Consider the following 13,565-nt stretch of genomic DNA (forward strand, 5'->3'; position numbering starts at 1 on the left):
TTAAATATCAAATATATAACTATAGTTAAGCGATTAATATCGCATCACTAGTAAGATTTTGTTATGGGTGAATCGCCAGGGTGGGGCGCTTGCGCCACGGTTGTGGGCGGCCAAGGCCATACTTTCCGCAAATTTAGTAAAAAGACTGCAATAATCCGTGGTTTGTGCGACAAATAAATGACCTCTTGGAGCGATTTTCCACATATTGCAATGGTATTACGCAAAAAACTATTATCTTTGCCCGAGTTTTCTATTGCTATTGTATTCTCGATGCGCCATTTGGTCATGAGGCCGATCAATCCACCTAAGCAACAACCCATCGCTACCGTTTGACGCATATAACCGATTCGTATGAAAGCGTTGATAATCATAGGCTTACTGTTGGCCGCCCATACACCGTTGTGGGCGCAGCAACCGCTTGCGCGCCACGGGCAGGAGGCCGGGCCATCCGTCTCCACCCCATCGGCCGCCCCGCCATCGGTCGCTCCGGTCCCCTTCGACACCTTGGCGCTGAAGCCCAAGCGCGGCTTGGTGGCCCGTGTGTTGCAATATTTTGCCGAGTCGGACAAGCCCAAACCCAACAAGAAGATCGATTTTGGCATCATTGGCGGTCCCCATTACGCCTCCGACACCGGTGTGGGCCTGGGCCTGGTGGCGTCGGCCCTCTATTCCACCGACCGTTCCGACAGCACGCTCGAGCTCTCCAACGCCTCGCTCTACAGCGATGTCACCACCAAGGGGTTCCTCATGATCGGCCTTCGCGGCAACACGTTTCTGCCGCGCAAGCACTATCGGCTCGACTACCGCCTGTATGTCTACACCTTCCCGTCGTACCTCTGGGGCTTCAGCTATCCCGAGAGCGACAACGACGACAACAAGAGCAAATACAGTCGCACCAAGTTTGAGGTGATGGCGCGATTCCTGCTGCCGCTCAACCGCTACAGCTACCTCGGACCGATAGCCCGTTACCAATATGTGCACGCCTACAAGCTCAAGGACCATGCGCCCGCGCTGTTGGCCGGCCGCCCGCTCACGGTGAGCGATGTGTCGGTGGGCGTGAGCTATACGTTCGACACGCGCGACTTCATGCTCAACGCCTCCCGGGGCTGGTTTGTGCAGGCCGACCTCACCGCCAACCCCACGTTCCTGGGCAACAACAACACCTACTGGTCGGGCGAACTGCAAGTGGCCACCTACCGCCGCGCCTGGCGTGGCGCCATCCTTGCCGGCGAGCTCCACACGCGGCAGTCGGTGGGCAGCGTGCCGTGGCCCATGCTCTCCGATGTGGGATCCAGCAACCGCATGCGCGGCTACTACGAGGGGCGCTACCGCGACAAGAACGTTGTCGACGCCCAGGTGGAGCTGCGCCAACACATCTGGCACCGCAACGGCCTGGTGGTGTGGCTGGGCGCTGCCGAGGTGTTCCCCGATTATGGCAGCCTGCGCTTCCGTCGCATCCTGCCCAACGCCGGCATAGGCTATCGCTGGCAGTTTAAGAAAGGTGTGAACGTGCGCCTCGACTACGGCTTCAGCCGCAACGGCACGGGCTTCATCTTCAATATCAATGAGGCGTTCTAAGGCCGTTGGCCCACCGTTCCCCGTCAAACCCATTCGTCATGAAAAAGGCAACTTATTTGTTCTTCCTCCTGGTGCTCATCCTGCCCAACCTCGTGCTGGCCTTCACCGAGTCGCTGTCGTGGGTCGGGCGCTTGGTGGGCGTTGTGGCGCCGCTGGCCGCCTACTGGCTCGTGCTGACCCTCTCGCGCAAGGTGGGGCGAACGGTCATCCTGCTGTTCCCCCTGTTGTTCCTGGGCGCCTTCCAGATGGTGCTCACCTATCTTTATGGGCGCGGCCCCATCGCCGTCGACATGTGGCTCAACCTCGTCACCACCAACTCGGGCGAGGTGGGCGAACTGCTGTCGCAGCTGTTGCCCGCCATCGTGTGGGTGGTGGTGATCTACATTCCCACCCTCACGCTGGCCGCCGTGCTGTGGCGACGCCGAAGGTGGGTCGACGCCACGTTCCTGCACCGCCAACGCCGTCCGGCCCTTGTGGCCACTGCTGCCATGGCCATGGTTACCGCATCCCTCGCGCTCTTCACCCCTTATGCGCCCATGGCCGACCTGTTTCCGCTCAATGCCGTGTGGAACTTCGTGCTGGCCCTTGGCCGACAGCAAGCCTCCGCCAACTACAAGCAGGCGTCGAGCGCCTTCCGCTACGACGCCCATTGCACCTTCGCCGACCGCGAGCCCGAGACGGTGGTGCTCGTCATTGGCGAGACCAGCCGGGCCGACAACTGGCAGCTCTACGGCTACCGCCGCCCCACCAACCCACAGCTCTCGAAGGCGAAGGGCCTCACCGTGTTTACCAACTACATGAGTCAGAGCAACACCACCCACAAGAGTGTGCCCATCCTGCTCTCGCTGGCCGAGGCCGACAACTACGACATACTCTACCGCACGAAGGGCATCATGCAGGCGTTTCGCGAGGCCGGCTACCACACCGTGTTCCTCTCCAACCAACAGCGCAACCACTCGTTCATCGACTACCTCGGTGAGCAGGCCGACGACTGCCTCTTCCTGCGCGACCGCCACCCCGACCCCATCGACGACACCGCCCTGCTGGCGCCCCTGCAGGAGCGCCTGGCAGCCCACCGTGGCGAGCGCCTGTTTGTGGTGGTCCACACCTACGGCTCCCATTTCAGCTACGTTGACCGTTACCCGCAGGCCGCCCGCGCCTTTGCGCCCGACCATTACGAAGGGGCGAAGCGCGCCTACCGCCCGCAGCTCGTCAACGCCTACGACAACACCATTCGCCACACCGACCTCTTGCTCAGCCAGGTGATGGCGGCGCTCGATGGCCAAGGGGGCAGCGCGGCCATGATCTACACGTCCGACCATGGCGAGGACATCTTCGACGACCGCCGCCACCTCTTCCTCCACGCCTCGCCGTTCCCGTCCTACTGGCAGCTCCATGTGCCGCTCGTGGTGTGGACCTCCGACGCCTACCGCCAGCGCCACGCCGACCTCGTGGCGACCCTTGAGGCCAATCGCCATCGGGCGGCCGAGAGCAACAGCGTGTTCCACACCCTGCTCACCCTGGGCGGTGTGGCCACCCGCTACCGCAACGACGCGCTCTCGCTGGCCAGCCGGGCCTACGCCAACCATCCCCGGCTCTTCGTGGACGACCACAACCATCCGCGAACCTACGACGCCTGCCTACAGCCCATCGACATGGAGAAGATGCGGGCGAAGGAATGACCGATATCGGATTTTTTATGAAAGCTAAAGGAAAACAGAATATGAGGAAAACAATTCTCTTGGCCACCCTCATGATGGGCATGGCCGTGTTGGCTGAGGCCAGCAGTCGCTGCGACAAGGGCGTCTGCCAAGTGGCGCCCGACGAGACGCAACATTCGAAGACCCTACTCATCAAGTATGGCGACATGAACCAATGGGTGACCCGCCAGGTGAAGGAGAGCGCCATCATCGGCGGACAGCTGAAGACGCTCCATGAGATAGCGCCCACGAAGACGTGGAAACAAAACGCGCCCTATGTGAACTGGGGCGGGTCGCCCTGGGGCACGTCGAACGTCATGGCGCGCGTGTCGGGCATCACCAAGACCAACCAGTCGGTCTATCGCGACACCCACCCGGGCCACGGCTATTGCGCCAAGCTCGTAACCCATATCGAGACGTGCAAGGTGCTGGGCATCGTCAACATCAAGGTGCTGGCCGCCGGAAGCATCTATCTCGGACAGATGCTCGAGCCCATCACCTCCACCTCCAACCCCATGGCCAAGCTCAATGTGGGCATGCACTTCACAGGCAGGCCCAAGGCGCTGGTGTTCGACTATAAGGTGAAGCTCTCGGGCCACCCCAACCGCATCAAGGAGACCGGCTTCAGCAAGGTGAAGACGGTGGCCGGCATCGACATGTGCGACTGCATCTGCCTCTTGCAGAAACGGTGGGAGGACGCCAAGGGCAACCTCTACGCCAAGCGTGTGGGCACCATGGTGGTGCGCTTTGCCAAGACCACCAACGGATGGGTGGAGAACGCCTCGTTCCCCATCCACTATGGCGACATCAGCCACCAACCGTTCTACAAGCCCTACATGGCACTGCTCAGCGGCGACGGCACCAAGTGGGCCAAGAACTCCAAGGGCAAGATGGTTCCGGTGAAGGAGGTGGGATGGGCCCACGCCGACGACACCCCCACGCACCTCATCTTGCAGTTCGACTCGAGCCACGGCGGCGCCTACATCGGATCGGTGGGCAACACGCTGTGGATAGATAATGTGAGAATGGCCTATTAGGACGCCGCCCCCAATAGGCTCTGCCCATAAAGCCCATCAAGCCCGCTATGCCTCTTTGGCACAAGGGATTGATGGGCTTTATTTCGTAAAATAGGATAAAAATCGGGTTACGAATAAGAGACCATTCTCAATTCTGCATTCTGCTTTGATTTGCTGGTCAATGAACTCCCGACGCCGAGTCACCAGCCTCCTTTACTTCCAAATCGGTTCGTTTCGCCAGTTGCCTGTAAAGCCTAACTTACCGTAGGGTATATCCTTATGATTATCCAGCAGGGAAAGGATCTTAGCCTTGATTTGGTTATCTGGATATACGGCATTGCAGAGATAGAGCATAGCCGTGATAACTCCGTAGGGTTTCTTTTTCTGATTGTCTGTAAATGGGGAGTTCAACCACTTGTCACGGTGTCCCTTTATATTCATTGGTTGCTTAGCGAGACTTCTGTTCCAAAGACGCGAATGATGGGCTATGATGTTTCGGAGTACGGATATTGCCTCTAACCAACTGGAAAGTTCCTTAGCAGAATATAGACCAAACTCATTGGCAATGGTTGCACGTTGAGGTAACTGGCTCTTTAGGTTCTTGTACATCTTTGAGAGTGTGCCGAACGTAGCGACTTCAAGAATCATCCAGGCATCAGGATTGTCACCCTCCATCGACTCTCTATCCCAATGGGTGTGCTTGGCTATGTATTCTTTGGCGAAGGGCTCCGTACTACGCCCAAACTCATATTTGAGGTCAAGCACAAAGTTCTCATAATATTCCATCTTTTCAAAGAGTGAATCATCCAGATACCAAAGCCCACTATCTTTTGCTTGTGACAGATGGTTGATAATCTTCGCCCTCAGTGCCACCTCTATAATCTCAACGGCATCAAAGAGAATCAGACGGAGACTGCGGTCAAAGTTATATCGTGCTATCACATCCTCAAAAGATGCACCCTCATGAAAGTCATGCTCCGTTTCTTCATCAATCATATCCGTCCAATAGTATTTGAGACGGAAGTAGCTGATATGCGCAAGACATTCCTTCGCATACTCCTCGTTGCTGAACTGCATTCCTCTTGAACGGAGTAGTCTGATTTGTTCCTCTATCGTACGTGGCTTCTGATTGCTCATTGCTGTCTATAAAAAAAGTGACCCGCCGGCAGATCTACGGGATGCCGACGGGTTCTGTTATCGTTTGATTCGGATTGACTTATCCGAAAATCTCTCTTCATTTCGGGTGCGAATTTAATGCTTTTTCCTAAATTATGCAAGATTTCCATCAAGAATTTGCTATAAGGACACCGAATATGCCAACTTTTTCATGTTTAGCACCGTATTCTCGAAAGAGGCACAAGACATATAGGATAAAAAACGAAGCGTTATGCTCGACTTGCTAATGGAAATGTGAGAAACTTCTATTGTAATGAAAGGACAGTGATAACGGTTCGCGCGTACTGCGTGGACTGGTTACTGCATCTACATTACAAGGGCACTTCTCACAGTCTCCATTAGAAGATGCGGTACATCAGCTCTGCGCCTAATAACAATTAAGTATAGTGGGCGCGATGTGAGCCGCCGCCCTTAGAACGGGAAGAGCAGGGGTAGCACAAACACCATTACCAGGCCCATGATGATCTGCAGGGGCAGGCCCACCTTGATGTAATCCATAAAGGTGTAGCCGCCGGCTTGCATCACCAGCGCGTTGGGCGGTGTGGAGAACGGCGAGGCGAAGCACATGCTGGCGCCCAGCGTCACGGCGAAGAGCATGGGGTAGGGACTCACACCGATGGCCATGGCCGACGTGAGGGCGATGGGCGACATGAGCACCGCCGTGGCGGTATTGCTGATAAACATCGTGAGGAGCGACGTGGTGAAGTAAACACCCGCCAGCAACGCGTAGGGGCTGGCCTGTCCCAGGCCGTCGGCCAACATGCGGGCCACGAGGGCCGAGGCGCCCGTCTTCTCGAGCGCCACCGACATGGGCAGCATGGCGGCTATGAGCACGATGCTCTCCCAGTTGATGGTTTTGTAGGCGGCCTCCACCGAGCGTATGCAGCCCGTGAGCACCATGAGCAGCCCGGCGGTGATGACCGCCGTGACGGGCGCCACAGGGATGAAGTCGAACACCATCGTGAGAATCATGGCCACCATGATGGCTGCGGCCAGCGGTGCCTTGTAGTCGAGCGTTACGCGGGCGGCCTCCTCCAGCGGTTGTCCCATGATGAGGATGCCCTCGGCGAGGTTGGCTATGCGCGAAATGTTTTTCCATTTGCCCTGGATGAGCAGGATGTCGCCCTGCCGCAGTTTCAGGTCGGCCAGGTTGCGTGTGATGTAGTCGTCGCCGCGGCGCACGCCCAGCACGTTCACGCTGTAGAGTCGGCGCAATCCGCCATCGCGCAGCGTCTTGCCGCAGAGGCGCGAGTTGTGCATGAGCACCGCCTCGGCAATGCCAATATCGTAGAACGCCAAGGGCTGGCTCGTCTTGTCGAGCTGCATGTCGGCGGCCATTTGCTCCGCCTGCTGCTTGTTTCCGCTCACATACACAATGTCGCCCACCATGAGGCGCGTGTCGGGTCCGGCGAGCCGCTGCTCCACCTCCTTCATCAGTTTGGCGTGGGTTTTCTTCACGCGGCGCACCTCGAGCACCGACAGGCCGTAGCGGCGCTGCACGTCGAGCTCCACGATGCTCTTGTCCTTCACCAGCGAGGCGTCGGTCACGGTAAACACCGAGAGGTCGTCTTTCAGGCTATACTCCTCCAGCAGGTCGTCGAGCGTCTTTCGGCGTCGCGCCTTGCCGTCGTCGTCGCCCCGCTGTCGGCCGTTGAGAAACCGCTTGCTGAGCGGCAGCAGCACTACAATGCCCACCACGATGCACACCAGGCCTACGGGCAGGAAGCTGAAGAAGCCCAACGGTTGGTGCCCGCTCTCGGTGAGCGCCTCCTGGATGACAAGGTTGGGCGGCGTACCGATGAGCGTGAGCATGCCTCCCATGCTGCTGGCGAAGGCCAGGGGCATGAGCAGTCGGCTGGCGCGGATCTTGGCTTTCTGCGCCAGGCTCACCACGATGGGCATCATCAGGGCCACCGTGCCCGTGTTGCTCACGAAGGCGCCGATAACCGCCGTTACCACCATGAGCAGCAGGAAGAGGCCAATCTCGTTGTCGCCGGCCAGCATCATGAGCTTACCCGACGCCTTCTTGGCCAGGCCCGTCTGCACGATGGCGCCACCCACCACAAACAGTCCCACCATCATGATGACCACCTGGTTGGAGAAACCCGATATGGCTTCCTGCGGGGTGAGCGTTCCAGTGAGCAGAAGGGCGACGAGGGCGCACAAGGCGACGAGGTCGGAGCGGACTTTGCCCATGGCGAAGAACACTGCCGAGAGGGCGAGGATGATGAGGGTTGCAATCATAGATTATTAGGTGAATTTGTGAAATAAGATGATAATCCACAAATTTACAAATAAAATCGCAAATGGCGTTTGGCGCGACGCACGAAAAGCGGTCGCTGGCTCCCTAAAAGTTGTTAAACGTGGCCTTTCACACCTGCCAAGCGCCCCGCCTGCAAAGTTGGCTTTGCGATAGGTCATCTTTCGACCCTCGATACATGGCTTTTCGAGGCCCGATAGCTTACCTTCGGGGGCTCGATAGCTAAGGTATCGGGAGGCGAAAAGGCATGTTTCGTGGCGTGGCATTTGAACGGTGGAGCGTGGAAAGCGCCTTCCTGTTTGTAAGTGGTTGAATGAGAAGCGATTGCGAAAATGCGCTGAGAATCGCGTATTTGGACGCGAGTAGGGAGTCGGTGAAATAAAACAATGTAGATTCTGCTATAGATTTCACCTTTTTGTCGCAATATTTCCGTGCCCCCCCCCTTGGCTCGTCTGCCTATAGGTCAATCGTTTCTAAGGGCGCCAGACAGGCGTAGAGCGGCACGTTGACCATCCAGTCGTGGGCTTCGTAGGGCAGCATGGAGTAGCGGAGCCCCTTCAGCTCCGGATGGTTGCCGATGAACGTCCGTAGCGATTTTGACTTGACGTTCACCTCAGCCTTTACCTCGATGGGCACCACGCGGTTGCGCCACTGTGTGAGGAAGTCGATCTCGATCGTGGAGTTGTCTACCGCATGATAATAGAGCGATCGGCCCATGCTCTTCAGTTGGGTAAACACATAGAGCTCCGTGAAGGCGCCCTTGTATTCTGCGAACACACCGTCGCCCACAAGCATCGCCTCGGCCGACGTGTCGGCCATGGCGCCCATCAGACCCACATCGAGCATGAAGAGTTTGAAGGCGTTGTGTTCCTCATAAAACTTGAACGGTAGGCGAGGGGTGTTGACGCGCTGCACCTTATAGGCCAGACCTGCGTCGATGAGCCACTGGATGGCCAGCTCAAACTCGGCCGCCCTGCCACTTTTCTTCACCGCCCCATAAACAAACTTCTTGTTCTCCTTGGCCAGTTGGGCGGGTATGCTGTCCCACACCATGTTGATGCGAGGCACCTCGCGCTCAGGGGCGTGCTTGGAGAAGTCGCGCCGATAGTCTTGGATGATCTGCTTTTGGATGGTGCGCACCTCTTGCAAGCCCTTTTGTTGCACATGGGCGAGCACGGCGGCGGGCATTCCGCCCACATAATAATATTGTCGCAACAAACCGATCAGTTCGGTTTCGAGCAGGCGGATGACGTTCCAGTTGCCCTTTTCGAGGAGACCAACCAACTGTGGTTTGTCCATGGCCTGCAGAAACTCGATGAAATTCATCGGGTAGAGGCGCAGTTCCTCCACCTTGCCCACCGGATACGACACGCCGCTGTGGAGTGACAACCCCAGCAGCGAGCCCGCCACGATGATGTGGATGTGGGGCGCATCCTCACAAAAAAACTTCAGGGCTTCGAGTGCCTTCGGGCAATCCTGAATCTCGTCGAGCACCACGAGGGTGTCGTTGGGGGTGATGTCGGTCTGGCTAATGGCCGAGAGCGCCATCAGCATATCAGCGGTGCTGCCGCCTTTCTCAAACACCTCGACGGCCTTGGCGTTGCGGTCGAGACTGAAGAAGGCCAGCTTCTGATATTCGTTTTTACCAAATTGCTGAAGAACATAGGTCTTTCCTACCTGTCGCGCACCGTTGAGGATCAGCGGCTTACGCCCTTCGCGATTCTTCCAAGCTAACAGTTGATTGTAGATGCTTCTATCCATGGCTCACACTTTTCCTGACGAATAATCGCCCAAAGTTCACACTTTTCCTGACGAATAATCGCCTACTTGACACACCTTTTCTGACGAATAACATGCCAAAGGTACACTTTTCCTAACGAATGGGCAAGCAAAAGCCCCATTTTCTTTTTGGGAATATGTGATGTTTTACGTTTGGGGTGATTGCATGGCCCACACTTTTGCTTCCCTTCGCGTTTCGCCATAGCCCGCCATGGCTTTGGGCGCACCCGCTGCAACCTGCTCGGAACAAACACTAACAAGAATTGAAATTTAATGACCTGTTTGGGCTTAATTCTTAATTCTTTGAAAAAAACAGCGAGAACCCTATTCCGTTCGGCAAACAATTCGTAACTTTGCATCAGGTTTTGGCGGCGCGCAACATGGCCAATAGCGTCAAAGTCGCCAACCCATCGGCTACCTCGTAACTGAACATTTTCAATCTAACCTAAATAACATGACATTCCGCAAAACAATTCTGGGAATCGTTTTCTGTCTGTTGTCGGCTGTGGCTGTGGCAGACAATGTTTATGACATCCGTCCCGTGCCGCAGCAGCAAGAACGTCTGCAGGGCGTGGCTACGTTTGCCGGACAGGTGAACGTGGTTGCAGGCGCGGGCATCGACGGCTACACCATCGACCGCGCCAAGGAGGTGCTCACCGAGCACGGACTGACGCCTGTGGTGACACGTAAGGCCAAGAAGGGCGCCAACGTGCTCTACCTCGGCGTGAACGGCAGCAAGGACCTCGCCGACCGCGAGGCGCAGCGCCTGGGCCTGAAGCGCGACGTGTTTAAGCAGCCTAAGTATGACCGCCACGCGCTCACCGTGCGCCAGGAGGGCAACGCCGCTGAGGTGCTGATCCTCGGCGAGTCGACCGACGCCGTGTTCTGCGGACTGGCGTCGCTCGAGCAGATGCTCGACCAGGCACAGGGCGGACAGCTCAGCTGCGTTGACATCTACGACTTTGCCGACACGCAGTATCGTGGCGTCATCGAGGGCTACTATGGTGTGCCCTATTCTAAAGAGGTGACGGCAGACCTCTTCCGCTTCATGGCACGCTACAAGATGAACACATACATGTATGGCGCCAAGAGCGACCCCTACCACTCACAATACTGGGACAAGCCTTATCCCGAGACCATCACTCCGGAGCAGCAGGAGGTGGGCATGCTCACCGAGGGCATGATGCGCCAGCTTACCGACGTGGCACACCGCACCAAGGTAAACTTCATCTGGGCCATTCACCCGGGACAGGCGTTCACCGACAAGAACCAGGAGGATGTGCTCGACCGCATCATGGGCAAGCTGCGCCTCATGCACAAGCTCGGCGTGCGCCAGTTTGGTGTGTTCGTGGATGATGTAGGCGTGCCTTCCGACTCAGCCGTGCTGGCCCTCAACGCCAACCGTCTCACACAGTTGCAGCAGATGATCGACAAGGAGTGGAACGGCCGAAAGGCCCTCGCCGCCGACACGGTGAAGCCCCTCCACTTCGTGCCCCAGCTCTACGCCTTCTCGTGGGTCAACCGCCAGCAGGGCGAGCGCTTCTTCAACTCGCTCAGCAGCACGCCGAAGAAGGTGTGTATCTACATCACGGGCCGTGCCGTGTGGACCGTGCCCAACTCGGAGGATCCCAAGCTGGTGAGCTCATGGCTCGGTCGCGACGTGGCATGGTGGTGGAACTACCCCTGCAACGACAACGACATGAACAAGATCTTCCCGCTCGACACCTATCGCAACTTCGACGATGAGGCACACATCGACCGCCACGCTACGCTCGTGCCCGACCTCAAGGGGGTCAACACGCTCATCAGCAACCCCATGCAGCAGGGCGAGATCAGTAAGATAGCACTCTACAGCATTGCCGACTACGCTTGGCACCGTGCCGCCTTCGACAACGACGCCTCATGGATGGCATCGCTCAAGGCCATCTTCGGCGAGCGCGCCAAGGCCGCTTTCCGCCTGTTGCCCCTCACACGCCACTACGACACTAACACCCGTCTGGCCGACTGCATCCGCCAGTGGAAGGGCAAACCCCACTGCCATAAGGGTGTGAAGGCCCTCATCGACGAGCTCGAGAGCCTCCAGGCCGACGCCAAGACGCTGGCCGAGATGGGCCAGTCGGAGAGCGAGTCGGACCGTCTGCTCTGGCATGAGCTGCAACCCTACGTGGAGAAGGTGGGCGACATGTGCGCCATCGTGAAGACGCTCGTGAGCCCCGACGCCACCGACGCACAGCGCCAGCAGGCACGCCAGCTGGCCGCACAGCTCGACAAGAGCCCGAAGTATCAGTTCTCGGTGCTCAACGGCATGGGCAACGACATCAAGCTCTCGAAGCGTGTGGCTGAGCCCGCCGCCAAGCTGCTCCGCCCCTTCGTAGACCAACTGGTGGCCGCCGAGCGCGTTGAGGTGTGTGAGCACAACCACGAGCAGGCCGAGAAATAACCAGTTAAAAAGCATTTTATTATTACCTATTTATAATACCAATATGAATATCAAAAAAACATTCATGGCGGCTCTCTGCGCCGTCATGCTGCTGCCCGCAACAGCAGTGGCTCAGTTCAACTGGCCTTACGTGGTGAAGAATGGCGTCGTTGTGACGAAGGTGCCCGAGCGCCCCGCTGGTCAGAAAGATGCGCTCAACCTCACCACTCCCAAGATCAAGGTGCTCCGCGTGGGCTTCGTGGGTCTGGGCATGCGTGGCCATGAGGCCATCCGCCGTTGGGTCTATCAGGAGGGTGTGCAGATCATGGGTCTGTGCGACCACGAGCAGGCTCGCGCTGAGGCTTCCAACGAGCAGCTGCGCCAGGCTGGCCTGCCCCCCGCAACGCTCTATAGCGGTGAGGACGGCTACAAGGCTCTCTGCGAGCGCCCCGATGTAGACCTCATCTACATCGCAGTAGACTGGGAGCACCATTTCCCCGTGGCTAAGTATGCCATGGAGCATGGCAAGCACGTGGCCATTGAGGTGCCGTCGGCCATGAACCTCGACGAGATCTGGCAGCTCATCAACCTCAGCGAGCAGAAGCGCGTGCACTGCATGATGCTCGAGAACTGCTGCTACGACTTCTTCGAGCTCAACTCATTGAACCTGGCTCAGAAGGGTCTCTTCGGTGAGGTGATCTTCGGTCAGGGCGCTTATCGCCACGACCTCGATCCTTACTGGGATGCTTACTGGAAGCGCGACGCGAACGACAAGCTCGGATGGCGTCTCGACTATAACATGAAGTATCGTGGCGATGTTTATGCCACTCACGGCCTCGGCCCTGTGGCTCAGTGCATGAACATTCACCGTGGCGACCGTTTCACCCTCCTCACTGCCATGGACACCAAGAGCTTCGCCGGTGTGAAGAAGGCTGAGAAGCGCCTCGGACATAAGGTGGACAACTTCCGCCAGGGCGACCTCACCAACACCATGATTCGCACGGAGCAGGGTAAGGTCATCCAGATCGTGCACGACGTGATGACTCCCCAGCCCTACAGCCGTATGTTCCACCTCGTGGGCACACACGGTGTATCGAACAAGTATCCCGTGGAGGGCATCGCACTCGACAACGAGAGCCTTAAGAAGGCGGGCATCGACACCAAGACCAACTACTACAACGGTGAGGCTTTCCTCAACGACGCCGACATGAAGAAGCTCTACGCTAAGTATCAGAGCCCCATCGTCACCAAGTACACCGAGATGGCCAAGAAGGTCGGCGGTCATGGTGGTATGGACTTCATCATGGACTCGCGCTTGATCTACTGCCTCCAGCACGGTCTGCCCCTCGACATGGACGTTTACGACCTCGCTGAGTGGTGCTCGCTGGCCGAGCTCGGTTCTATCTCTATGGACAACAACTGCATTGGCGTTGAGGTTCCCGATTTCACACGTGGCCACTGGAACGACCAGAAGGGCTACCGCCACGCTTTCGCCTCACCTGAGGAGGAGGCTGCTCAGGAGGCTGCCAACCACGAGTTTACCGTGAAGCTCAAGGCTACCGCTGAGAAGGCTTGGAAGAAGTACGACAAGAAGAACGCCAAGAACAAGAAGGTTGCTAAGAAGTAATAGCGACATA

At 57.5% G+C, this 13,565-nt stretch carries 8 protein-coding genes; 5 read left to right on the forward strand and 3 right to left on the reverse strand.

All coding sequences use genetic code 11. The features are described from left to right. The first annotated feature begins 351 nt into the window (after positions 1–351). The 3 genes from WKK33_RS08305 to WKK33_RS08315 are packed head-to-tail and all read left to right on the forward strand — an operon-like array spanning position 352 to position 4,315. Positions 352–1,578, forward strand: coding sequence for a BamA/TamA family outer membrane protein (locus WKK33_RS08305; protein WP_337570871.1), 1,227 nt, complete (start codon positions 352–354; stop codon positions 1,576–1,578). Positions 1,579–1,616: 38 nt separating this feature from the next. Further along, positions 1,617–3,260, forward strand: a complete 1,644-nt coding sequence (locus tag WKK33_RS08310; protein WP_337933317.1) for a sulfatase-like hydrolase/transferase — start codon at positions 1,617–1,619, stop codon at positions 3,258–3,260. Between the two features lie 41 nt (positions 3,261–3,301). Next, positions 3,302–4,315, forward strand: coding sequence for a PCMD domain-containing protein (locus WKK33_RS08315; RefSeq protein ID WP_337570875.1), 1,014 nt, complete (start codon positions 3,302–3,304; stop codon positions 4,313–4,315). Between the two features lie 192 nt (positions 4,316–4,507). Here WKK33_RS08315 and WKK33_RS08320 read toward each other — a convergent pair whose 3' ends face one another. The 3 genes from WKK33_RS08320 to WKK33_RS08330 all read right to left on the reverse strand — a co-directional run bounded on the left by WKK33_RS08320 (position 4,508) and on the right by WKK33_RS08330 (position 9,491). Beyond that, positions 4,508–5,431, reverse strand: coding sequence for an Abi family protein (locus WKK33_RS08320; protein ID WP_337468831.1), 924 nt, complete (start codon positions 5,429–5,431; stop codon positions 4,508–4,510). Between the two features lie 450 nt (positions 5,432–5,881). Continuing rightward, the gene (locus WKK33_RS08325; RefSeq protein ID WP_337933319.1) at positions 5,882–7,714 is read right to left on the reverse strand and encodes an SLC13 family permease; all 1,833 of its coding nucleotides are present in this window, start codon (positions 7,712–7,714) and stop codon (positions 5,882–5,884) included. Positions 7,715–8,186: 472 nt separating this feature from the next. Next, positions 8,187–9,491, reverse strand: a complete 1,305-nt coding sequence (locus WKK33_RS08330) for an ATP-binding protein (RefSeq protein ID WP_337933321.1) — start codon at positions 9,489–9,491, stop codon at positions 8,187–8,189. Positions 9,492–9,963: 472 nt separating this feature from the next. Between WKK33_RS08330 and WKK33_RS08335 the strand changes: the two genes are divergently transcribed. Together WKK33_RS08335 and WKK33_RS08340 are read left to right on the forward strand one after the other, a co-directional pair. Next, a complete protein-coding gene (locus tag WKK33_RS08335) occupies positions 9,964–11,949 on the forward strand; it encodes a beta-N-acetylglucosaminidase domain-containing protein (RefSeq protein ID WP_337570229.1) in 1,986 nt (661 codons plus the stop codon). Positions 11,950–11,992: 43 nt separating this feature from the next. Beyond that, entirely contained in the window at positions 11,993–13,555 is a 1,563-nt protein-coding gene (locus WKK33_RS08340) for a Gfo/Idh/MocA family oxidoreductase (RefSeq protein WP_337933323.1), read from the forward strand. Positions 13,556–13,565 lie beyond the last annotated feature (10 nt).

The sequence above is a fragment of the Hallella sp. genome, assembly GCF_037460745.1.
Classification (GTDB): Bacteria; Bacteroidota; Bacteroidia; order Bacteroidales; family Bacteroidaceae; genus Prevotella; species Prevotella faecis.

Coding starts and splice junctions, on each gene's coding strand:
- WKK33_RS08335 (WP_337570229.1), top strand. CDS start 9,964: ATGACATTCCGCAAAACAATTCTGGGAATCGTTTTCTGTCTGTTGTCG.
- WKK33_RS08320 (WP_337468831.1), bottom strand. CDS start 5,431: ATGAGCAATCAGAAGCCACGTACGATAGAGGAACAAATCAGACTACTC.
- WKK33_RS08330 (WP_337933321.1), bottom strand. CDS start 9,491: ATGGATAGAAGCATCTACAATCAACTGTTAGCTTGGAAGAATCGCGAA.
- WKK33_RS08310 (WP_337933317.1), top strand. CDS start 1,617: ATGAAAAAGGCAACTTATTTGTTCTTCCTCCTGGTGCTCATCCTGCCC.
- WKK33_RS08325 (WP_337933319.1), bottom strand. CDS start 7,714: ATGATTGCAACCCTCATCATCCTCGCCCTCTCGGCAGTGTTCTTCGCC.
- WKK33_RS08340 (WP_337933323.1), top strand. CDS start 11,993: ATGAATATCAAAAAAACATTCATGGCGGCTCTCTGCGCCGTCATGCTG.
- WKK33_RS08315 (WP_337570875.1), top strand. CDS start 3,302: ATGAGGAAAACAATTCTCTTGGCCACCCTCATGATGGGCATGGCCGTG.
- WKK33_RS08305 (WP_337570871.1), top strand. CDS start 352: ATGAAAGCGTTGATAATCATAGGCTTACTGTTGGCCGCCCATACACCG.